20 protein-coding genes are annotated in these 24,100 nt (G+C 35.2%); 17 read left to right on the plus strand and 3 right to left on the minus strand.

The genetic code is table 11. The annotated features are described in order from the left end of the window. Positions 1-88: 88 nt before the first annotated feature. The 4 genes from LV89_RS19145 (at position 89) to LV89_RS19160 (ending at position 4,735) form a co-directional block, all read left to right on the plus strand. Positions 89-724, plus strand: a complete 636-nt coding sequence (locus LV89_RS19145) for an aldo/keto reductase (RefSeq protein WP_262509873.1) — start codon at positions 89-91, stop codon at positions 722-724. Between the two features lie 109 nt (positions 725-833). Further along, complete coding sequence (locus LV89_RS19150) at positions 834-1,286, plus strand: nuclear transport factor 2 family protein (RefSeq protein WP_109744536.1); 453 nt, start codon at positions 834-836, stop codon at positions 1,284-1,286. A gap of 37 nt (positions 1,287-1,323) precedes the next feature. Then, positions 1,324-2,358: a winged helix DNA-binding domain-containing protein gene (locus LV89_RS19155; RefSeq protein WP_109744537.1), complete on the plus strand. Its 1,035-nt coding sequence runs from the start codon at positions 1,324-1,326 to the stop codon at positions 2,356-2,358. 76 nt (positions 2,359-2,434) lie between these two features. Beyond that, a complete protein-coding gene (locus LV89_RS19160) occupies positions 2,435-4,735 on the plus strand; it encodes a xanthine dehydrogenase family protein molybdopterin-binding subunit (protein WP_229201555.1) in 2,301 nt (766 codons plus the stop codon). A 191-nt stretch (positions 4,736-4,926) separates the two neighbouring features. Here LV89_RS19160 and LV89_RS19165 read toward each other — a convergent pair whose 3' ends face one another. The 3 genes from LV89_RS19165 to LV89_RS19175 form a co-directional block, all read right to left on the minus strand. Continuing rightward, the gene (locus tag LV89_RS19165; RefSeq protein ID WP_109744538.1) at positions 4,927-5,259 is read right to left on the minus strand and encodes a DUF6686 family protein; all 333 of its coding nucleotides are present in this window, start codon (positions 5,257-5,259) and stop codon (positions 4,927-4,929) included. A 415-nt stretch (positions 5,260-5,674) separates the two neighbouring features. Then, positions 5,675-6,079 carry a hypothetical protein gene (locus LV89_RS19170; RefSeq protein ID WP_109744539.1) on the minus strand — a complete coding sequence of 135 codons (405 nt, stop codon included), beginning with the start codon at positions 6,077-6,079 and terminating at the stop codon, positions 5,675-5,677. Position 6,080: 1 nt separating this feature from the next. Next, complete coding sequence (locus LV89_RS19175; protein ID WP_109744540.1) at positions 6,081-6,425, minus strand: DUF6686 family protein; 345 nt, start codon at positions 6,423-6,425, stop codon at positions 6,081-6,083. A gap of 567 nt (positions 6,426-6,992) precedes the next feature. Between LV89_RS19175 and LV89_RS19180 the strand changes: the two genes are divergently transcribed. The 13 genes from LV89_RS19180 (at position 6,993) to LV89_RS19240 (ending at position 24,099) form a co-directional block, all read left to right on the plus strand. Then, the gene (locus tag LV89_RS19180) at positions 6,993-9,395 is read left to right on the plus strand and encodes a TonB-dependent receptor (RefSeq protein WP_109744541.1); all 2,403 of its coding nucleotides are present in this window, start codon (positions 6,993-6,995) and stop codon (positions 9,393-9,395) included. A gap of 9 nt (positions 9,396-9,404) precedes the next feature. Further along, positions 9,405-11,861 carry a TonB-dependent receptor gene (locus tag LV89_RS19185; protein WP_109744542.1) on the plus strand — a complete coding sequence of 819 codons (2,457 nt, stop codon included), beginning with the start codon at positions 9,405-9,407 and terminating at the stop codon, positions 11,859-11,861. Position 11,862: 1 nt separating this feature from the next. Further along, the gene (locus LV89_RS19190; protein ID WP_158279633.1) at positions 11,863-12,987 is read left to right on the plus strand and encodes a PepSY-associated TM helix domain-containing protein; all 1,125 of its coding nucleotides are present in this window, start codon (positions 11,863-11,865) and stop codon (positions 12,985-12,987) included. After that, entirely contained in the window at positions 12,984-13,691 is a 708-nt protein-coding gene (locus LV89_RS19195) for a DUF4198 domain-containing protein (RefSeq protein ID WP_109744544.1), read from the plus strand. The genes LV89_RS19190 and LV89_RS19195 overlap by 4 nt, the downstream gene beginning before the upstream one ends. Before the next feature lie 172 nt (positions 13,692-13,863). After that, positions 13,864-16,233, plus strand: coding sequence for a TonB-dependent siderophore receptor (locus tag LV89_RS19200; RefSeq protein ID WP_109744545.1), 2,370 nt, complete (start codon positions 13,864-13,866; stop codon positions 16,231-16,233). Between the two features lie 77 nt (positions 16,234-16,310). Continuing rightward, positions 16,311-17,531, plus strand: coding sequence for a hypothetical protein (locus LV89_RS19205; protein WP_109744546.1), 1,221 nt, complete (start codon positions 16,311-16,313; stop codon positions 17,529-17,531). A 143-nt stretch (positions 17,532-17,674) separates the two neighbouring features. Then, positions 17,675-18,421: a VOC family protein gene (locus tag LV89_RS19210; RefSeq protein ID WP_109744547.1), complete on the plus strand. Its 747-nt coding sequence runs from the start codon at positions 17,675-17,677 to the stop codon at positions 18,419-18,421. Between the two features lie 187 nt (positions 18,422-18,608). Then, positions 18,609-19,973: a protein-disulfide reductase DsbD family protein gene (locus LV89_RS19215; RefSeq protein WP_109744548.1), complete on the plus strand. Its 1,365-nt coding sequence runs from the start codon at positions 18,609-18,611 to the stop codon at positions 19,971-19,973. A gap of 84 nt (positions 19,974-20,057) precedes the next feature. Continuing rightward, positions 20,058-20,480: a thioredoxin family protein gene (locus tag LV89_RS19220; protein ID WP_109744549.1), complete on the plus strand. Its 423-nt coding sequence runs from the start codon at positions 20,058-20,060 to the stop codon at positions 20,478-20,480. A 50-nt stretch (positions 20,481-20,530) separates the two neighbouring features. After that, positions 20,531-21,442 carry an FAD:protein FMN transferase gene (locus tag LV89_RS19225; protein ID WP_170117763.1) on the plus strand — a complete coding sequence of 304 codons (912 nt, stop codon included), beginning with the start codon at positions 20,531-20,533 and terminating at the stop codon, positions 21,440-21,442. A 9-nt stretch (positions 21,443-21,451) separates the two neighbouring features. After that, positions 21,452-22,546, plus strand: a complete 1,095-nt coding sequence (locus tag LV89_RS19230) for a WD40/YVTN/BNR-like repeat-containing protein (protein ID WP_109744551.1) — start codon at positions 21,452-21,454, stop codon at positions 22,544-22,546. Between the two features lie 11 nt (positions 22,547-22,557). Then, positions 22,558-22,770 carry a DUF4266 domain-containing protein gene (locus tag LV89_RS19235; RefSeq protein WP_109744552.1) on the plus strand — a complete coding sequence of 71 codons (213 nt, stop codon included), beginning with the start codon at positions 22,558-22,560 and terminating at the stop codon, positions 22,768-22,770. Between the two features lie 18 nt (positions 22,771-22,788). After that, positions 22,789-24,099 (plus strand): DUF3570 domain-containing protein, encoded by a 1,311-nt coding sequence (locus LV89_RS19240; RefSeq protein ID WP_109744553.1) that lies wholly within the window; start codon positions 22,789-22,791, stop codon positions 24,097-24,099. The last annotated feature ends 1 nt before the right edge of the window (position 24,100 follow it).

Below are 24,100 nucleotides of genomic sequence, written 5' to 3' on the forward strand. Positions count from 1 at the left end.
ATTTGAGGAGATGAGGATTTGAGGAGATGAGGATTTGAGGAGATGAGGATTTGAGGAGTTGAGGATTTGAGGAGATGAAGATTTATTCATTACAACCAAACTTTGGATTCAGTCGGATGGCTACGAAGGCACAAAAAGAGCTTTTGAAAAATCTTTGAAAGCATTACAATTAGACTACCTCGACCTTTACCTCATTCATCAACCGTATGGCGATGTTTATGGTTCGTGGAGAGCGATGGAAGAATTGTACAAAGCAGGAAAAGTTAGAGCAATCGGTGTAAGTAATTTTCATCCTGATAGATTAATGGATTTGATAGTTCATAATGAAATTCTACCTGCCGTAAATCAAGTAGAAACGCACCCATTTCATCAGCAAATTGACAATCAACAATTTATGCTTGAAAATAATGTTCAGATTGAATCTTGGGGACCATTTGCAGAAGGTAGAAATAATCTTTTTCAAAATGAATTATTGGGTTCAATTGGTAAAAAATACGATAAATCTATTGCTCAGGTGGTGCTTCGTTGGCTAACACAAAGAGGCGTTGTAGCTATTCCAAAGTCAATCAGAAAAGAAAGAATGGCAGAGAATTTCAACATTTTTGATTTTGAATTGAGTCAAGAAGAAATCGAACTCATCAAAACCTTAGACACAAAATCAAGTGCCTTTTTCGACCACCGTGACCCTGCAATGGTGAAATGGTTGGGGGAAAGGAAGTTATAAATGATAAAATGGAACGCTGATTATCGCAGATTTCAATAATAATCCGTAAAATCTGTGTTACTTGTATCTGCGTCATCTGCGTTCTAAAAATAAACAAATATATAAAACAATGAAAATCAAACATTTAATCATCGTATTTTTCCTTTTAGGAACAAGTTTTTCTTTTGCTCAATCAACAAAAGACGAAGAAACTGTACTTCAACTATCCAAAGACAAATGGCAATGGATGGCTGATAAAAACATAGATAAATTGAAGGATTTATTCGATGCCAAAGCCAAATTTGTACATATGAGCGGCACATGGAAAACCGACGAAGAACTCGAAATCATCAAAACAGGGAGTATTTGGTACAAAGAAGCACAAGTACATGATACTGCCATTGAAATATCTGGCGAAACGGCAATCGTTTGGAACAGAATTACTTTAATTGCGATGGTAAGAGGCACAGAAGCCAAAACCGAATTTACAGTAACAGAAGTGTATCAAAAGCAGAAAAAAGACTGGAAAATGTTAGCTTTGACTTTTAGTAGTGTCAGAGATACGCATCAGATAAAAAAGTAGTTGACCATGACACGCTCGAACGCTTTAACGTGAAAAAATGAATCGAGACGAAATCATACAATTACGGCTTTTTAATCAGGGTTTGTCTGATAATTATTTTAATAATCCTGAGGAAATTGTAGCTCATTTTGGTGCTATGCAAGCTCAGGATTATTCCATGTCACTTTGGGCGATAGGCTTACGGATGCAAAATCCTGATAAAACTGCTATTGAAAAGCTCATTAATACAGGTAAAATTATCCGCACGCATATTTTGCGACCTACTTGGCATTTGGTTCATCAAAAAGATATTAGATGGATGATGCAATTATCTGCCCCCAACGTAAAAAAAGCAACGCAGTATATTGATAAAAAACAAGGGCTGACCGACGAGCTATTTTTAAAAGCATGGAAAATAATTGAACAAGAATTTAGCAGTAATGAATTTCTGACCAAAGAGGAAATTGTATCTTGTTTATCAAATCAGCAAATGGTTGTTAGTCATTTATTAGCAACACAGATTATCATGCGAGCCGAAGTTGAAATGCTTTTGTGTAACGGTAACAAAAAGAATGTTTATGCCTTATTTGACAATAGAATACCGACAGCCAATGCCATTTCAAAACAAGAAGCTATTGTCAAACTTGCCCAATTGTATTTTAAATCCAGAGGACCAGCCACATTAAAAGATTTTGTTTGGTGGAGTGGTTTGGGCATGAATGATGCTAAAATTGGCATTACAGAATTAGATAATCAGCTCCGTTCATTTACATACGACACGCTGAAATATTATCATTTTGAAGTTGAAAATAATATTCCAAAACATCCAAGTTTTGCCTTGTTACCTTGTTATGATGAATATACAGTAGGTTATTCGGAGGGTAGAAATATCGTATTGCCCGCAGGCGTAGATAGTGCAGAAACAGGTAATGGAATTTTTAAACCTACCATTTTATCTGAAAATGAACTTGTTGGTACTTGGCGAAAAGGCAAAAAAAATACGGTAGAAATTCAGAGTTTTTTGGACGACAAAAGTTCGGTAGAAAAAACAATAAAAGAAGATATTGAGAAATTTTGTAAATTCATTTGTTAAAACGAATTGCGAAAATTATTTAAACATATTACGTATTTTTTGTTCCTGATTTTCAAATACGCTTCAAGAATCCATTATGCAAAAAAACATAAAAAATCACCCAAAAAAAGTGGCATCTGATGCCGATTTGATGGCTTCTCGCCGTTCATTTCTCAAAGCCTCTGCTCTTTCGGGTGGTGGCTTTATGTTAGGTTTATATCAAGATGTTTTTGCCAAACAAGAAAACAAATTCGCAACGTCGAAGGCAACCCCAGCTCAACTCCTCGAATCCTCGAATTTCAACGAACTCAACGGTTTTGTCAAAATTACAGCCGATAATGTTATCAAAATCATGTCGCCCAATCCAGAAGGCGGACAAGGCGTAAAAACCTCTATGCCCATGATTGTGGCAGAAGAATTGGACGTTGATTTTTCAAAAATCATTATCGAACAAGCCGATTTAGATACCAAACACTTTACCCGACAATTTATCGGAGGTAGCCAAGCGATTCATCAAGGATGGCAAATCTTACGAACCGCAGGAGCAACCGCTCGCCAGATGTTGAGAGAAGCCGCCGCCAAGACTTGGAATGTGCCAGTAGAAGAAATCAGTACAGAATTGGGTGTTTTGCTCCATAAAAAATCAGGGAAATCTGCCAAATATGGCGAAATGGCAACAGCTGCGGCACAAATTCCAGTTCCGAAAGACGTAAAGTTAAAAGAAGTCAAAGACTTTAAAATCATTGGTAAAAGTCAGCGAAATGTAGATTTAGATAAAATTGTTTCGGGAAAACCCCTTTTTGGCATTGATACCAAAGTTGACGGAATGTTGATAGCCATGATTGTGCATCCGCCAGCAATGGGTTTGAAATTTAAAGCTATTCAGAACGATGTTGTTATAAAGAAAATGAAAGGCATAAAAGACATTTTTCTTATCAAAATCTTCAATGATGATTACGAAAAAACGTTTTTTGATACCACCCAATTCAACGAAGTAGTGGCAATTGTAGGTTCTTCCACTTGGGAAGTAATGCAAGCCAAAAATGCTTTGAAAGTTTCGTGGGAAGAACAAACTGCATTTACTCAAAAACGCAATATGTTGGGTAGAAAAATCGAAGAAAAAATACCCGCAGGTTTAGAAAATTCAGCCGACCATTCAGCAAAATTAGCCGAAGGTTTATCGAAACCCGCCAACGTCCGTAGAAAAGATGGAGACGTAGAAAATGCCTTCAAAAATGCAGCGAAAGTTATCGAAAGAACTTACAATGTGCCATTTTTAGCCCATAATTGCATGGAGCCGATGAATTTCTTTGCCCATGTAACCGACGAAAAAGTATGGCTTGCTGGTCCACTCCAAAAACCAGAATTTACCGAGCAAGCACTTTCCACACGTTTGGGAATTCCTTTGGAGAAAATAGATATTAAATTGACTCGATTAGGAGGCGGTTTTGGTCGTCGTTCGTATGCCCATTGGTTGGTAGAGGCGGCTTTAATTTCTCAAAAAGTAAAAGCCCCCGTAAAACTCATTTACACTCGTGAAGACGATATGACAGCAGGAATTTATCGTCCAAGCTATTCAGCAAAATATCGTGCAGCTCTCGACGCTGACAATAATTTGATAGGTTTTCATGTAAAAGTAGGCGGAATGCCACAAACACCTTTAGCACCCAATCGTTTTCCTGCGGGGGCGGTTGACAATTATTTAGCAGAAGATTTTACGCTTGAAACCAACATTACGGTAGGTTCATATAGAGCTCCACATTCTAATTTTATGGCGGCTGCCGAACAATCTTTTTTAGACGAAGTTGCCGAAACCTCAGGGAAAGACCCAATCGCTTTTAGAATTGATTTATTGAAAAAAGCCCAAGATAATCCCGTTGGGAAAAACAACGATTACGATGCCAAGCGATTTATAAAAGTGTTGGAATTGGTAAAAGAAAAATCAAATTGGGAAAGCACAAAGTCATCTAAAAAATTAGGGTTTTCAGCCTATTTCTGTCATGATTCGTATGCAGCTCATGTGTTAGATTTAACAATAAAAGATGGTTCGCCCCTTATCAATAAGGTTTTTTGTGCCATTGATTGTGGCATTGTGATAAATCCTGATGCCGCCAGAAATATGTCGGAAGGTGGCATTGTTGATGCCGTTGGAGCAGCCATGTACGGAAAAATGTCATTTACGAAAGGTGTTCCAGAGTCAAATAATTTTCATAATTATCGGATGATTCGGCACAACGAAGCCCCAAAAGCCATTGAAATTCATTTTGTAGAAAACACCGAAAACCCAACAGGAATGGGCGAACCTGCCTATCCGCCTGTTCATGCGGCATTGGCAAATGCACTTTATAAAGCTACGGGTAAACGTTTTTACCAACAGCCTTTCATAGAATTTGTTTAAACTTTCGGGATTATGAATATTTGAATTCTGCATAACAGAATAGATATTGTAACATATTAGACTTCTTGCGAAAGTGTTTTACGACTTAAAACACTTTCGCAAGAAGTCTAATATTTGAAAGTAAATAAGAAGCACAAATTAATTGATAATATAAATCTTGTCGCCCCTATTAAAGTTATGAAGATGCTGTTTCAATTTGGATTACTATTTGCCCTAACATGAGCATTCAATAAAAAATTAACTTTACTTATCATATCTATCAATTCTTCTAATTCTACTTCAGTAAAGAGAATAAATAAGTTTGACAAAGGTGTTTTTAAGAATAATTCTTTGCCGTGCGTGGTGCTAAAGCTATAAATTCCAATTCTATTTTCTAAGAGTTGTTTAAAAGCATCTAATTCCAATTCTGTAAAAACCAATAATGAATTTTTGTAAGCAATATTATATTTTTTACAACCATCGCAATAAGCAATATATCCATTATTATTTTGAGTAATTGTTCTAAGTTGGTGTTCGTGAATCATAAGAAAGTTTATTTTAATATTAGAATTTAAGTAAGTATGGTTTGATATTTTGGATTATCATGAACTTGGTTATCAATAACTTATCTAATCTCAAAATATAGTTTAAATTTCATAAGCCATTGATAATTAAGCTAATCCTAAATCCCAATACCTACTTACCATAAAAAACCCGCCACTAAAAGTAGCGGATTTGGTACAACCATTCTTGAGTAATTTAATAGACTTCCTGCGAAAGTGTTTTATGATTGAAAAATGGTATATTTTCGAGTGAAAAGATGTTGTTTTACGACTTAAAACACTTTCGCAGGAAGTCTAATATAGCAATGAGATATGATGAAATATTGGTTTTAAAATGAAGTATTTCCATTTTGCAAGAAGTCTAATGATAATTATTTGGTACAATTTCTGATAACATTTAGAAACGCTTTATCGCTAAATACTTATCCATAAGCCATATTTGAGCATCTGAATTACAGTCAAAAACATGGTATTCTACCTTTAAAAACCGTTTAAGGAGCTGTTTAATAATTGGACTCCAAACATTGAGAATAGTCCAAGAATTTGTTACCATTGCAATTCCAAAGCAATATTTATGAAAAGAATCTTTATGGTGTGTCAACCAATTTTTTTCTAATTTCTGACAACCTCTTTGTAAAGTGGGCTGTCCATCAGTAAATACCATGACTATGCCAAATAAGTCTTGTTTATCCACTCTAAGACTAAGTTCAGTTAAATATTTTTGCGTATCCTGAACAGTTGTATATTTACCCAATATCAATTTAAAAATTGGGCAATGAGATGCTTTTTGTAATTCAATCATATCAATTATTGTGGATTGATTTTCTAAAAATCATTTCTAAATCCATTTTCAAACATGCTCTTGAAAGTATAGCTCTAAACTCCTCCACTTCACTGAAGGTCAAACACATTGCTGATGCCGACACCCCAAGATTCACCGCTGGATAACACCTAAGGTCGATAATATTGATAATGTAATAAAGTTCGTTGGGTGGTAGTTCGTCTAACCTTTGTAGAAAACCTATTAAATCCTTCCACTCAAAACAAATCATAACATTCTTGTACTGAACCTGTAATTGGGTACAACAATGACATTGTGAGACACAGGCGTTTTGTGTCTGAATCAAAATTTTATATTCAGTTTCCATAGCAAATAGTTGTTTAATTTTTAGAAATTTAAAAACAGTTCTGACATCATCAGAACCGTTTCCAATGCTCTGTAAATAACTTAATAGTAAAAAACGTTAGGAAGTTGCTCAATAAAATTGAGTTATTACCTGATTATGAATACTGAATGGCTTTTGACATTTCATTCAATTCATTTTTTTAGGAACTATGTACTATTGGGCGGGCATTCTCTGACAGGGTAGTAAATGACAATTCCGCTAAACTCGACATAGTTTCGTTTTATTTTTAAATGGAATCAATAGAGAGTCACTATCATTCATCAAGTGTTGTAGGCAAATTATCATACACCTACAACCCTATACGAATAATATATCTACGTACTATTTCCCATTATTAAATTTCAAATTTTGCATCAATCAGTTAACATATCGCATTCAATATCTTAGAGTTATTGAATTTTTCATAGCCAAAGGTAGCTATTTATTTAGAATGATTCCAAATAATTAAGCAATTTTATTTGGAATTAATCTAAATAAAAATAAACTTTGTGTCATCAATTATAAAATAGAAGTTGAAAATCATAGATAATGAAACAAATATTACAAATAATGTTAGTGAGCATTGCAACACTTTTACAGAGCATGGCTCAGAGTGGAGTGATAAAAGGGCAAATACAGACGCATGATGGCAAACCTGCTGAAGCCGTAAATGTTCAGTTGAGTAACACCAATAAAGGAACAATATCAAATGCCGATGGTGTCTATCGGATAGAACGTGTAAAATCAGGAAACTATACTCTTAAAGTAAGTTTAATAGGTTTAGAAACGAAAGAACAAAAAATTGAAGTAAAAGCAGGACAAACCTTAACTGTTGACTTTACCTTAGCTGAAACAGCCAATCAATTACAGGAAGTAGTGATTTCTGCAAAAAATCAATTTGCCCAGAAAGAAAGTGATTATATTGCAAAGATGCCTATCAAGAATCTTGAAAACCCACAGGCGTACAATGTGGTCAGTAAAGAACTGTTAAAAGAACAACTTATTACAAGTTTTGATGACGCTATTAAAAATGCTCCCGGTGTAAATCGACTCTGGACAGCCACAGGAAGAGGGGGAGATGGAGCAGGATATTTCTCGATGCGTGGGTTTTCGGTTCAGCCAACAATGATTAATGGAGTGGCTGGACAAACAAACGGAGGTATTGACCCTGCCAATATTGAACGAATTGAGAGTATTAAAGGCCCTTCAGGAACACTCTTTGGCAGTAGCTTGATTTCATTCGGGGGATTATTGAATATAGTTACGAAAAAACCTTACGAAAGTTTTGGAGGAGAAGCCAGTTATTCGATGGGGGGCTTTGATTTAAGCCGTCTTACGCTTGATATAAACACTCCAATTGGTACTGACCAAACAGCTTTATTTAGAATTAATGGTGCAACCAATTATCAGGGGAGTTTCCAAGATGCTGGTTTTAGACAGAGTTCATTCGTTGCACCGAGCCTAACATATAAAGTCAATGACAAACTATCACTCAATATCACAACTGAATATATGACGCAAACGGGAACGAATCCGCTCATGATTTTTCTGAATAGAACCCGAAAATTAATTGCGACAAACCCTTCAGAATTACAATTTGATTATAAGCGTTCATATACAAGCAATGATATAACCATTACAAACAATACGTTAAATATTTTTGGACAAGCCAATTATACTATTTCTGACAAATGGACTTCTCAAACAAATATTTCAAGAAGTGTTAGAAAATCAGACGGTTACTATTCGTATATTATGTATCGTCAGGCAACCAATGACACTCTTGTCAATCGTTTCATTAGCAATCAAAATGCCACAGGAACAACAACCAATATTCAACAAAATTTTATTGGAGATTTCACTATTGGAAAAATTCGTAACCGTTTAATTGTTGGTTTAGATTATTTACAACTTGTCACACACAATAATAGCACTGATTATATTCAGTTTGACCAAGTCAATACCAGTAAAGCCAATGACACCCGTTACGCTTTATTAACAAAGGCGGCATTAGATGCTAAATTGGCGGTTAATACTGCTCCGACTAAATCCCAAACGGATTCAAGAACTTACAGTGCATATCTCTCAGATGTCGTTAATATAAACGAAAAATTGATGCTGATGATGAGCTTACGTTTTGACCATTTTGAAAATATAGGAACAACCAATTTTGCAACGGGTATTACAACGGGCAACTACAATCAAAGTGCTGTTTCTCCAAAATTGGGTATCGTTTATCAATTACTAAAAGATAAAGTTTCCCTTTTTGGAAACTACATGAATGGTTTTAGAAATGTAGCCCCTGTCATACAACCCTTAGCAGACCTCGACGGAACATTTAAACCACAACAAGCAAATCAATATGAAGGAGGGGTTAAACTTGACCTTCTACAAAGCCGTTTGAGCTTGACAGCAAGTTATTATGATATTATGGTTAATAATATGACTCGTTCAGAAGTCTTAATTCGTGATGGCAAACAATATAACGTTACAGTTCAAGATGGGTCTCAACAAAGCAAAGGGGTAGAATTTGATTTAGTGGCAAACCCAATTAACGGGTTGAATATCGTTTTGGGTTATGCTCATAATGACAGCAAGCAATTAAAAGTAGCAGAAAGTTTGCTCAATCGCCGTCCAACAAGTGCAGGTCCAGCAGATTTAGTCAATTTTTGGGCAAGCTATACTTTCATTGATGGAAAAATAAAAGGATTAGGCTTAGGATTTGGAGGAAATTATGTCAGTAAAAATGAAATTACCAATAATGCCATTACAGGTGTATTTACGCTCCCAAGTTATACGGTTTTAAATGCTACTGTTTTTTATGGTATTCAAAAGTTCAGAATTGGGCTTAAAGTCGATAATCTAACCAATAAAGAGTATTTCGGAGGGTGGTCAACCGTAGAGCCACAAATGCCACGTCGTTTAATGGGTAGTGTTACATTCAAATTTTAATTACGAATTATGAAATTTTTTCTAACAAATATATTTTTATTATTGAGTATTACTGTATTTGCCCAAAAGTATAATGTATCGGGGCATATAACAGATTCTAAACAAACAAAATTAGCGGGAATAACGGTAAAGATAAAAGCATCAAAAGGGGGTACAGTAAGTAATCAAGATGGTTTTTTCTCCATAGCCAATATTGAGAAAGGAGAGTATATTTTAGAAGTCTCTGGTGTTGGATATGAAAAACTTTTTCATCCTGTAAAAATTGATGGAGCAAATATTAGTATTTCTTTACAATTAAACGAAGCCTCAACCGAACTTCAAACAGTTGAAATAACAGGAAGAAAAGAAACTGAATATAAAAACAGTGCGACTTTTATTGGTTCTAAATCGGCAACGGCTTTAAAAGATTTACCTCAATCTATTAGCTATGTAACCAAAGAGTTAATTCAAGACCAAGCGGCTTTTCGGGTGAATGATGTGGTCAAAAACATGAGTGGCGTTAGTCAGTTTACTTTTTATAATGACCTCACCATCAGAGGGCATCGAGTAAGTGGAAACGATAATTATTCGATGTTAGTCAACGGAATGCGTGCATTTACGAGTTTCTGGAAACAGCAATTGATACCTCATATTGAACGAGTAGAAGTCATTAAAGGACCTTCTTCAGCACTTTTCGGAAATGCTGCGGCTGGTGGTTCATTAAACCGTGTGACGAAAAAACCTTTGGACGAAAAACGTCAATCCTTTAATATCTCGATGGGAAGCTTCGCTAATTTCAGAACTACCGCAGATTTTACAGGACCAATGAACGAAGAAAAAACTTTGTTATATCGTCTAAACGTAGGTTACGAAAATTCAGGGTCATTTCGTGATTTGCAATTTGAAAAAAATTACATCATTGCTCCCTCTTTCTCGTTTTTACCCAACCATAAAACCCGTATAAACTTTGATATTGTTCTACAAAATGGCGACTCTCGTTTAGATAGAGGACAATCTGTTTTGGGAACAGGAGATTTATATTCTACCCCAATTTCAAAATCATTAAATCGTTCAAATGATTATTTAAAAGAAAACGTATATAATGCAACGGTATCGTTAAATCATAAGTTTTCTAATCGTATCAGCTTTAATTCATCATTTATGAGAACTTCGTATGATGAAGATTTATTAGAACATCGTTCTGCCAATACCTATGCCAAAGATGCTGCGGGTAAACTGATTGATTCACAGGTTGAAATGCAGGTGTTTATCCGTAAAAGGACTTTCAACGTAGATAATGTTTCTAACTATTTTAATATAGATGTTGATTTAGGGAAAACCGCCCATAAACTCGTTATTGGTTACGATTATGCTCAGGAAGTTTTAGCCGCTGGAGGCTCACAACTTACCGCCCGAGGATACCGAAATGCCACCAATACAGGAAGTATCAATACGTATGATGCTACAAAAAAGGCTAATTATCTGTTAGATGCCGCTGGAAACCCCGTTCCTAATGTTGCTCATTATGATTTGAAAGCTACCAATCCATACTTTTTGGCTGATATGAGCAAGTATTTCTATCAACGAACAGACTATCCATCAACTTTTTATTCCACTCAAGGAATTTATTTACAAGACCAAATAACCTATAAAAACCTACAAGTGCTATTGGGTTTACGTCAGGATTATTTTACAGATTTAGAAAATTATAATACTTCGACCGAGAATAAAGTAACCCAAAAAGCCCTCATCCCAAGAGTTGGATTGGTTTATACGCTCAATAATCATATTAATGCGTATGGAACATTTGTTAAAGGGTATCAACCACAGACTTCAACGGCGGTTTCAAATGTAAATGCTGGTGGGCCATTTGACCCACTTTATAGCACCCTTTACGAAGTTGGAGCAAAAACAGATTGGTTTGATAAGCGTTTAACTGCCAATGTTTCCATTTATCAACTAACCGTAGATGGAGCTTTGTATAACGCAGGCGTAAGCGGACAACCTGATTTATTAACGCAAGTAGGACGAGAAGTTTCAAAAGGAATTGAATTTGATATTATTGGGCAATTAGCAACCAACTGGAACTTAATTATCAATTACTCTTACAATGATGCCACGTTCACGCAAAGTAAAGACGAAACCCTGATTGGTCGTCAGAAACCCAATGCCCCAAAACATCAAGGGAATATTTGGACAAAATATGTTATCAGCAAAGGAAATTTAAGTGGTTTGGGCATCGGTTTAGGTACAAACTTCGCAACGGAACGTTTGGGGTCTATCGTGGCAGCGGGTGCAGCACCACAAGCAATTCCAGCCTATCAATTGTTAACAGGGGCTATTTATTATAAAGTAGGCAAATGTCAACTTCAATTAAATGCCAATAACCTAAGCAACACCACGTATTGGGTAGGAGGATATGATAAAATCAGAATGTTTCCAGGCTCTCCACGTACTTGGATGTTGAGTATTAATTATGCCATTTAGGATGAAAAATATCAAGAAATTAATTGGACAAATACACCTTTGGCTGGGCTTGGCATCGGGTTTAATTATGTTTGTGGTGTCTATTACAGGAGCTTTGTATGCTTTTCAGGAGGAATTTGATGATTTTACAAAATCAGAATTTCTCTATGTAAACGATTTGGCAAACCATTCACGACTAACACCAAATGTATTATTAGCTAATTTCAAAAAAGCATACCCTAAAGAAAAAGTTAGTCAGATAAGAATCAAAACAGTACCCAGTAATAGTGCTGTTTTGATAATCACCCAAAAACGAAAAGCCATTGCGATGAATCCATTTACGGGTAAAATTCATGGAGAAAAACGTATGGATAGAGATTTTATGATGATTGTTGTCCAATTACATATCAATTTATTATTGGGTGAAGTTGGTGAAGAAATCATTAAATGGAATACGCTTATCTTTTTTGTGATGTTACTTTCTGGGTTTTATTTGTGGTTTCCTTCCAAAAAAAATCAGTTAAAGTCTGCTTTTAAAATGAAATGGAATGCCACCAAAAAACGGATTAATTACGACTTACACAATGTTTGGGGGTTCTATTTTCTCTGGATTTTATTGCCCATTACTTTCACAGGGTTATTTTGGGTATTTGAGAGTGTTCCCGAAGCGATTTATAAGTTGAATGGAATACCGATGACTTACAAGAAAAAAGTTAGCTCTATTTATAATCCCGATAGCCCGAAAGTATCATTAGATTCTCTTTTTGGAGTGGCAACGTCTTACGGAGCATATATCTCAGCCAATATTCAATTACCCAAAGACAGCGTTGGTACCTATCGTTTTGTCATGCGATATCCTTATCAATGGGTACGGCAACAAAATACTTTCGTATTTGATCAATACAAAGGAACATTACTGAGTCAGGACTTATACAAAAATTATGCTATTGCAGATAAAATTAGAATGTCCAATTTTGATTTACACACCGGCAGAATGTTTGGTTTTGGGGGTAAATTGTTAGCCTTATTAGCAGGTCTTTTTGGGGCAAGTTTACCCATTACAGGTTTTTACATTTGGTGGGGAAAACGCAAAAAAGTAATCAAGAAAGTAACAACAACACAATTCGTAAATCAAGTACAAATATGAAAAAAATAGGAATGTTAGTAATGGCAGTGATGCTCCCAATTTTGTCGATGGCACATGGGTATTGGTTAGAAACAAAGGGGTCTGGCAAAGTTGGCGAACCCGTAAAAGTATTATTATTTTTTGGAGAATATGGGGCTAATCTTCGTGAAAAGGGAACAAAATTAGATAAAATGGCTGATATTAAAGTAGCCCTTATTGACGTAGTCGGAAATAAAACAGATATTCAAATGACCCAAACAGATACCCATTGGGAAGGAACATTTACTCCTAAAACAGCAGGCAATTATCAAATTTTGGGTATTAATGATACTCGTGAAGTACAAGATTGGACGAAACACAAATTAGGAATTACTCGTCCAGTACAGTTTTTAAGAACAAATTATGTTGCAGGAAATATTCCCAATAATCAGTCAAAAACATATCAGTTTTTTGATATTGTAGCCGAATTACAGAAAGATGTTTTAAAAATAACCATCATTAAAGATAAACAACCATCAGAAAAAACAAGTGTTACAATCATCAATCCACAAACTTGGGAGAAAACCAACCTTACCAATACCGATGGCACAGTTACGTTTCCATTAGCAGGAAAAGGGCTTTATCTTATTGAGGCAGAATGGATTGATACAACCAAAGGGAATTTCAAGGGAAAAGACTATGAATCAATCCGTTATAAATCAGAAACAACTTTTGTTGTGAATTAATACGACGGCATACTTATCTTTTGACTATGCCTAATAACTCAGCATTTATATTAACAATCCAATAATTATTAGTTAATGGTTATGAATGACAGTCTTACTGGAGAATTTTTTTCCAGTAAGATTTAACAACACTATGTTAATAATTATATCAGTAAAAATTAATCCATAAATTATGAAACTAATCTTTACAATACTAATAACACTATTAAGTGTTGTTTTATATGCTCAAAACGCCAGTGTAACGGGTATGGTGGCAGTCTCGGATGGGAAATCTGCCGAGTTTATCAATGTACAGTTAAAGGGTGCAAAACGGGGTACAGTAACAGATAGTGAAGGAAAATTTAAAATTGACAATCTGAATGCTGGCGTACACACCCTTATTTTTAGCGGTATTGGATTTGACACGCAGGAAATAAAATTTCAGGTAAGAACTGATGCAAATAAAATTCTTGAAAAAGTTATCTTAAAAGAAAACACTCGTAATCTCAATGAAGTTGTTGTTTCTGGACAAAAATCTGAAAAGTATATTGCAGATGTTCCTTCTCAATCTCTTCGATTAGCAGCTCCACTCATTGAAATCCCACAGAATATTAGTGTTGCCACTCGTCAGACAATTATTGATATGGGAATGCTCAATAAAAATGATGTGATTAGAGCCGTGAGTGGAATTACTAAAACTTACGGTGATGACTTAGATGCAAGTCTTTTGATAAGAGGAACAAACGCAACGTATAGCACATACCGTAATGGCGTTGGAGGACCTATTTGGTGGAATGCTCAAGAAGATGCCTCGATGATTGAACGTGTAGAATTTGTGAAAGGGCCTGCTGGTTTTATGCTTGCCAATGCAGAACCTGGAGGCTTAGTAAATACGGTTACAAAACAACCAACCCACGAACGAATCAATGAGGTTAGTTTTGGAATGGGAAGTTACAATATGATGCGTACTGCGGTTGATTTGGGAGGAGAATTTACGGAGGGCGGAAAATTAACCTACCGACTAAATACAGGTTTTCAGCAAAGTGCTAAGTTTTATAAACTGAGTAATTTTAATAGATTTTTCGTTTGTCCTGCTCTCAAATATGACTTTACAGATAAGTCGAGCATTACTTTAGAACATAACTATGTCAAGGCGGTATCGGCACATAATGCGTATAATCAAATTTCGATTAATGAACAGTTTTATGCCTTGCCTTACAATATGGCAATGAATGACCCTAATATTGGCAATTTTATGGGAGCAGATGTTTATACTCGTCTTGCCTTTAATCATCAAATAAATGACCAATGGAAACTCAATGCTCAAGTGGCATACATGACAACCGACTGGGACGGAATGGCTCTGTACGTCAATGGATTGTCTGCTACAAAAGATACTATTTATCGTACCAATTCAAGTAGTGATTGGTACGGAAAGTTGTATAATATGCAAGTATTTGCAGATGGAAAGTTTAATACAGGAAATGCCGTTGAACATAAAGTTTTGATTGGTTTAGACTTTGGAGATGGTGGCGAAGGAAGTACGTATGGAGGAGATTGGAGTAATCCCAAAAGATTACAATTATCTATCAAAAACCCTATTTATTATGTTCCAAAAGATAGTTTGACGGCTTTCCCTGCTGAAAATAAAGGTTCTTGGATGGCAACTAATAAATGGCAAGCCTTATATGTGCAAGACCATATCAAAATTGCTAAAAAATATATCGTTACTTTAGCTGGTAGATTTACGATGCTGACCACAGGACAAGATTATAATGGTGGCGTGGATGACCCTGAGTATGAAATTACCGAAAATGCGTTCACTCCTCGAATAGGGCTAACCTATTTACCGTCTGACAATCTATCTATTTTTGCAATTTACGACCAAAGCTTTTTGCCACAAAGAGGGGCAGTTTTTGGGGGTAGTCGTCTGCCACCACTGACAGGAAGTAATAAAGAAATTGGTATAAAAGCATTATTGTTCAATAAGAAATTATCCCTAAATGCTTCTGTTTACAGCATTGAAAAGAATAATGTAAGTACCACAGACCCCATACATGATGGGTTTTATTTGCAAACAGGACAAATAAAAAGTGAAGGTTTTGAAATGGATATGATTGGAAATATTACTGATAATCTTTCTGTAATAGCTAATTACTCTTATACAAATGCAAGGGTGACAAAAGATTTAGATTCGACAGTTGTTGGCATCAAAAATTATGGTACACCAGACCAAACGATGAATGCTTGGCTAAAATATAAATTTAATGAAGGACTTTTGAAAGGTTTGAGCTTTGGAGCAGGCGTACAACACATGGGCAATAGGAGTGGCGTATATGTAGGATGGGGTAGTGAATTTGGCAATAAAAACCTACCAACTTATACTATTTACGATGCTTGTGTAAATTACAATTTCTCAAAAATATCAATCGGTTTGAATGTCTATAATCTGACAAATCAAAAATATGTAAGTAATGGTTATTACAGCCCAGATGCTCAGGAATGGGTATATTCACCGGGTACTCCTATCAATTTCCGTTTACAAACTACCATTAAATTTTAAGGTCATTGAGTATAATTTATAACTATCGACTGGTTTTCTTGATGGTGGTTTTCTTACAACTACTGTCAGGGAAAATCATGTCGCAAAGCACAGCTAATGTATTCATTAACTGTGCTACAACAGAGACTCGCTGCTATCGGGATTATTTATTCCAAACACTCAGTAATTGTAATTTTGTTTGGGATGCCAATAATGCCGATGTTCAGATTTTGGTATCAGAAAAACAAAATTCACAAGGAGGTTTTAGAATCAATTTTGAATTTACAGGAATGAAAACCTTATTTGGTAAAAAAGATACCCTTTGGTTTGACTTACCACAAGGACAAACCGAAGAGTTTATCAGAACAAATATCGTTCAACAGATTTCAAAAGGGTTAAATTATCTTTTTCATCATACCATTTTTGCACAATCCTTTGATATTAAGCCTCTTGCTATTTTAAAAACCGAACCCAAACCCAACCAAGCTCAACAACATGACCCCTGGAATTTATGGAATTTTACGGCAAGTGTTGAAGGCTATATTGAGGGGCAATCTAACTACCTATTCTATAATATTGAACCCAAATTTACTGCCAGAAAAATAACGCCCAAACATAAATGGGTGCTAAATATTCAGCAAGGATTCAAACAGAATAGTTATACAATCAATGAGGAAAAACAGTCTATTCTTGTTAAAAGTTTAGATATTATTCCGTTATATGCTGGCAGTATTAATGAACATTGGTCGTGGGGAGCAATGATACATTATAGAACTAACGAGTATGTAAATTTGAAAAGTAGTGTTAGAATTGCCCCTATTATTGAATACAATATATTCCCCTATTCCAAAAATTTGGTAAAACAGATGCGTTTGGCTTATCAAATAGGTTTGCAAAAACAACGTTACTTGGGCGAAACAATTTATGAAAAATTAGAAGAAACACTCCCATATCAAAGATTAGCTTTACTCACAGACATTACCCGCAATTGGGGAAGTATAAGAGGAACTGTACAAAGTAGTAGTTTCTTGAATGATTTACAGAAAAATAGATTATCGTTTTCCTCAGAGTTCAGCTTTCGATTAGCCAAAGGGCTTTTTTTTAATGTCAATGGGCAATTTGAAATCATTAACGACCAAATAAGTTTATTAAAAAAACCTTTGGCTGACGATGTGTATCTTTTAGGCGGGCAACAATTAGCGACTAAAAACAACTTTTGGGGTGAATTTGGGCTTACTTATACTTTTGGTAGCAAGTATAACAGTATTGTCAACCCTCGAATGGGCTATTTAGATGAAGTGTGGTTTCAAAACAAATAAACGCTAAAAAACTTATAGTATGCTTAAATAGAACCATTTACAGAAAATACACTGCTCAATCAATTCCCAAAATATGCAAAAACTCAAGGGTATTTAGTCAGCATAAATGAGTTAGATAAACTAACATAATTCCCTAAGCTAACATGAATCGTATCGACCACGTATTAATCCGCACAACTAATCTAAAAAAAGCCATTTCTGATTTTCAAGAAATGGGCTTCACGGTGTGTTTAGGTGCAAAAGCCCACAAAGCATACAATGCCATGATTTACTTTGAAGATGAAAGTTTTATAGAATTAGTTGATGTTTCAAGATTTCCATACATTATGCAATTGTTAGCTAAAACCCATTTTATGGACTTTATAAGCGGATTCTTCAATAGAATTTGTAGTTACAGTGTGTCTTCCGAAAATATATTAGATTTTGCCTGTTATTCTGATAATATAATTGCAACGCATAAAAAGTTAAAAAATGAATTTAAAGTATCTCGTATTTTTAGTTTAAAGAGGCATAATGAACAATTGCAAACAATACATTGGCGGTTATTTTCTCCTCAAAATTTAAACTTACCCTTTATTATGTCAGGGTATCATCCTTATAAATACGTATCAAAAACGGTGCTTCTACACACCAATCAAACAAAAGGAATAAAGCGGATTGATGTGGGATTTTCAGAGAATGAAAATCAAATAGAAGTAAATCTGTTAAAAATGTTTTCTCCAAATCAAGTATTGGTAGAACCGAATCAAATTAGAGTTATTCTTCGGCAAAGCGAAATTCGTTATCAAAAAGCACATAAAAATGCAGTATCACGTATTACCCTTTCAAATACGATTGTTTCAAATAAAATACAAACTCTTTTTGCTCAATATTCCCTAACAATAGACTAATTGAATAAACCTGTTTAGGCGGTGTTGCATAGCAACGTTAACGTTGAGAAAATTTTGGAACAAGCTACTCTAAAATACTTAGTTTAACCCGAAAGGGAAAGTTTAAACAGCTTCAGATTCAATAGCAAGGTGTTTTGTCAAAGTACAACTTTAAAAGAATTTATTTATCCATTTATAATTTAAACCCATGCAAACCTCACAATCTCTATTAAGTTTTCTCTCTGTTGCATTTTTGGCTGGGCTTGCCACTATTTTCATGCCCTGTATTTACCCAATTATGCCCATGACGGTCAGTTTTTTCACCAAACAAACCAATGGAAAAAGTAAAGCTCTTTTTTATGGCTTATCCATTATGTTAATTTTTGGATTAATTGGTTTTTTAACCATGATAACGGGGGCTTCATTCCTCAATTTTATCAGTACCCATTGGATTCCTAATTTGGCATTCTTTATTGTTTTTATCGTTTTTGGGGTTTCTTTATTGGGAGCTTTCGAGATTGTTTTACCCCATAACTGGGTGAATAAAGTAGATGGACTTTCGGATAGTGGTGGTTGGATTGGCATATTTTTCATGGCTCTGACCTTAGTCGTTGTATCGTTTTCTTGCACTGCACCCTTTGTTGGCTCATTATTGGTTATGGCGGCTCAGGGCGAAGTCTTCCGTCCCTTATGGGGAATGTTGGCGTTTGGGCTACCTTTTGCCATTGTGTTTTCTTCTTTGGCGATGTTTCCGCAATGGCTCAAAAGTTTGCCAAAATCAGGCGGATGGATGAACGAAATGAAAGCCGTTATGGGTTTGGCTGAATTTGCCTTGGCACTTAAATTTTTGAGTAATATTGACCAAACTTATCATTTTGGATTGATTTCTCGTACTACATTTCTTATTTGTTGGATTCTTATTTTCACTTTTGTTGCTTTCTATATCGCAGGAATTGTGCGTTTGCCCAAGGATTCAAAAATCAAAAAATATGCCCCTTCACGCCTCTTTTTCACGGGTTTATTTCTTGTTTTTTCGGGTTATATGGCAACGGGTATTTTCGGAAAATCATTACCAATGCTTTCTGGAATTTTACCTCCTATTGAAAATATTGGTACTTTGGAAGGTGTTTCGGCAGATAAACTTCGCCCAATGGCTCATGGTTTAGTTGGTTTCTCTGACTATGAAGATGCCTTGGAATATGCCCAAAAGGTAAATAAACCTGTATTAATTGACTTTACTGGATATGCCTGTGCCAATTGCCGCAAAATGGAAGAGTCTGTTTGGGTGAAACCTGAAATTTTGGCAAAACTCAAAAATGATTTTGTTATTGCATCACTTTATGTGGACGACAAAAAAGAGTTACCAAAGCCAAAACAGTATATTTCAAAATATGATGATGAATTAAAAAGCACTGTTGGAGATAAAAATATGGACTTAGAAATTTCAAAATTCAATAACAATGCACAACCTTTTTATGTCCTCATTTCACCTAAAGGCGAGCAGATTGGTAGCCCAATTGGCTACTGTTCATTGTCTGAATTTTCTAATTTTTTGCATTTTTCAAAGAAGTAAGTGTTTTTACTCTCTATTGTTTGTGAATATAAATTTGCGTAAATACATTTGTTAGCTTATTTTTAATTAATCTAAATAAATATAATGAAACCTTTACAAAAACTTATCTGCTTAAGCTTTTTATTAGCATTTCTGGCATTCAAAGCCGACACGAATATCGACTTACAGACCAAAGCAAAAAGTGAACACAAAAATATTGTCGTTTATTTTTGTGGAAGTGACTGGTGCAGCATCTGTACAAAATTCAAGAAAAGTTTTCTGGTGAAAACAGAAGTTGAAACACTCCTTCAAAGTCAATACGTTTATTATGTAGCGGATTTTCCACAACGTACTAAACTTGAACCGAATTTGGAAAAGTATAATGAATTTTTGGCGGACAAACTCAACCCAGAAGGAGAATTTCCATTGTTGGTAATTGCAGATGAAAATTTAGTGGTGAAAGAAAAAATTCATGCAACACTTTCGGAAGACTTGGCATTCCAGAAATTAAAAAATAATGGAAAATGATTGAATCGAGTCCTCGAATATTAAATGTCTATTCGGAATCTAAAAAATCAATGAGTTCGACATTAGATATTACAATACTTCATGATAGAAATTTACCCGATGAGGCAAAATGTTTAATACAGTTAGGATATGATGAAGCAAACCGTTTAATCAATATAATTTCAGCTTGGCAAGAAGGAACGGAATTATTTTGCGTCAATCAACAGGCAGGAATTAAACCTGTAAAAGTAGGTGATGAACTTTTTTATTTAGTAAAAAGAAGTTTAAAATTATCTATTCTAACAGATGGACTTTTTGATGTAACATTTGCTTCTATTGATAAAATTTGGTATTTCGATAAACCACTTGTTGAGAAACCATCAGATGATAAAATTAAAGCGTCAATCAAAAATATCAACTACGAATTTATCGAATTAGACGAACAGAATAAAACTATTTTTATTCGTAATAGAGGCACAAAAATAGAGTTGGGGGCAATCGGGAAGGGGTATATTGCCAATAAAATAAAAGCGAAATTGATAAGTTTAGGAATTGATTCTGGATTGGTAAATGCGGGAGGTGATTTGGTATCATGGGGAAAAAGTATTCATCCTGACGGTATTTGGAAGGTAGGAATTGCTGACCCAAACAAAAACACTGACTACATAGGTTGGCTTCCAATTCAGAATGAAGCTATCGCTACATCGGGAAACTACGAACGTTTTGCGTTAATTGATGGAAAAAGATATTCCCACATAATTAATCCCAAAACGGGGTATCCTGTTAAAGGAATTAAAAGTGTAACCGTTTTGAGTCCAGACCCTGAATTATGCGATGTTATGGCAACCTCAATTTTCTTGATGGGACGCAAGAAGGGTTTAGATTTTGCAAACAATTTTAACGATATCCGTTGCTTCATTGTCGATGATAATGGTGATTACTATTATTCAGATAATTTAGAAAAAAGATACTATCAAAAATAATTATTTATTATGAAATCATTTTTAACAAGAATGCAACAATTGGCATTAGCTGGTTTTGTAGCATTCATGGGTTTATCGTGTACTTCAAACACCGATAATGACCCCCTCTATGAAACACCAACTCTCACGACGCTTTCGAGCGGAGTCACAGATAGGCTTACCAGAGTCCAATTTTTGAATGAAAATATAGGTTATGTTTCAGGACAAGCAGGCGTTATTCTAAAAACTACTGATGGTGGCAAAACTTGGGCGAAACAATCTTCTGGAACTACCGTTGCGATTAATAGTTTGAACTTTATTGACGAAAAAACTGGATGGGCGGTTGGTGCAACAACTACCGTTGGTACAAGTACAGTTTCTACAATTCTGAACACGACTGATGGTGGCACTACTTGGACAAGACAAACCGTTGGCGGTACTGCTCGGGCTTTAAATTCCGTCAAATTTATTGACAAAAATACAGGTTGGGCAGTTGGAGCAAATGGGACAATCTATAATACGACCAACGGCGGAAACACTTGGGCAATTCAAGCAAATATTGATACTTTAGGAATGCGTGGCAGTTGGGTGCGTAAACGTATAGCGGCAGGCGAAAACACAACAAGCACAACAAATGGAACAATTGGCGGTACAACACTCAACTATATTCATGCCATTGACGCTAAAAATTTATACATTTTAGGAAATGCTGGGTATATTTTTAAGTCTATCGATGGTGGAAATAGTTGGAAATGGATGGAAACTGAAAGCCTAAATGCAGTCTATGGTATTTCATATCCTTCCACCAATACTGCATTTATTTGTGGAGCAAACGGTATGATTTTGAAAATGAATACTAATGGAACTTTTGAAGACAGAACCAATAAAGCAAATACTCGTTCTTTCAGAGATTTATATTTTGTAAATGAAAACTATGGCTGGGCAATTGGCGAACATGGATACATTTATAAAACAACCAATGGCGGAAAATATTGGGGACAAGAAGTTGACCCGTCGCAAGTTTATATTTTTTATTCATGCTTTTTTGTAAAGCCTGACCTCGGATATTTCGTTGGAAATAACGGTACTATCGTGAAAGTACAAGACATTAAATTAACCAATTAACCCCTGCAAACATGAAACGTATATACATTTTATTAGCATTATTTACTTTAGGAGCAAGTAGTTGTTCGGTTGTTAAACCATATCAAAGACAATATGTAAACGACTATACCATGAGCCAGAGTCCATTATCTGTTGAAAAAGCAGAATCAGAAGGATTTACTTATAGAGAAGGGGCTTCTGGTGGAGAAGGCGGAAAAATTGGTGGTGGATGTGGCTGTAATTAATCAATAAAAAGAAAGAAAATGACTAAAAATAGACTAAATCTAACACTGGCATTGGTATGTTTTGCCTGTATCGGATTTTCACAAAATAGAGTGCCACAGGCTACTAAAGAGGTAGAAAGTGAGAAAAAACCGATTAAAGTTAGCTTATTAAGCAACTACTATGAACAAGACGGAGAACATGGAGCAACCAATGGTGGAAAAGGCTCTCAGGATTTATACAGTTATACTCAAGAAGGAAGTATATTTTTACCAGTAAGTAAACGTGTTGGCGTTAAACTGAGTGGTGGAGTAGATTATTTTACGGCAGCTTCCTATTTAGATATTGATAAATACAAAACTTCTGCCAGTTCTGGAAACAGTGGGGTTAGCGTAGATGAAACCCGTACTTATGGAGGAATTGGTATTGATTTTTCTAATAAAAATCAAACCAAAACCATGTCTCCATACGTTGGTTTTTCAAAGGAGTATGATGTCAATTCTCTTACTTTGGGTTATTCTCATTCTTTAATAAACCCTACTTCTGGGTCTGTGTTGTCGTTTAAACTTAACTCTATTATGGATACTTGGATGCTGATATATCCGGGGGAGTTTAGAAATACTAACGACGAATATGATGCAGGAACAAGTGCGTCTGATAAAGGAACTAAAATAAACCCTAATGCAATACCCATTGTTAATAGTGGAGACACCAAAACGAAAGATGGTAAAACTTATGGCATAGATAATCGTTATTCTAATGCTATCGGAGCAAATTACGCATTCAATATTAACAAAAAAATGAATGCTCTTATTGGGGTTGATGCTATTTTTCAAAAAGGACTTCTCAATACACCGTTTTACAGAGTGTATTTCAAAGATGGCGTGATTGATGAATATTCTAAAACCGTTGCCATTGAAAAACTGCCTCGACTAAGACACAAATTGGCTATCTACGGACGCTTCAACTGGTTTCTCAATAAATTTGTAGTATTACGTACAAGTTTGAGATTATATAAAGATGATTGGGGTATCAATTCTGCGACTTTTGACCTCACTGTCCCTGTAAAAGTAACTCGGGCAGTAACTATTTCACCATTTGTAAAGGTTCATGCCCAAACAGCGTCTGATTATTTTGCGGGTTATGGACGTCATTTACTGACTGACCAATATTATACCAGCGACTTTGACTTATCGCAACTACAATCACAAAAAATCGGTGGTACGCTTCGTCTTGTTCCATTTCATAAATTTCTTAATGTGAAGTCATTAGATTTAAGATATGCACATTATAAGCGAAGCGATGGGCTAACAGGTAATTCCATTACTGCTGAATTAAGTTTTGAATTTTAAT

It is taken from the genome of Arcicella aurantiaca, assembly GCF_003148625.1.
Classification (GTDB): Bacteria; Bacteroidota; Bacteroidia; order Cytophagales; family Spirosomataceae; genus Arcicella; species Arcicella aurantiaca.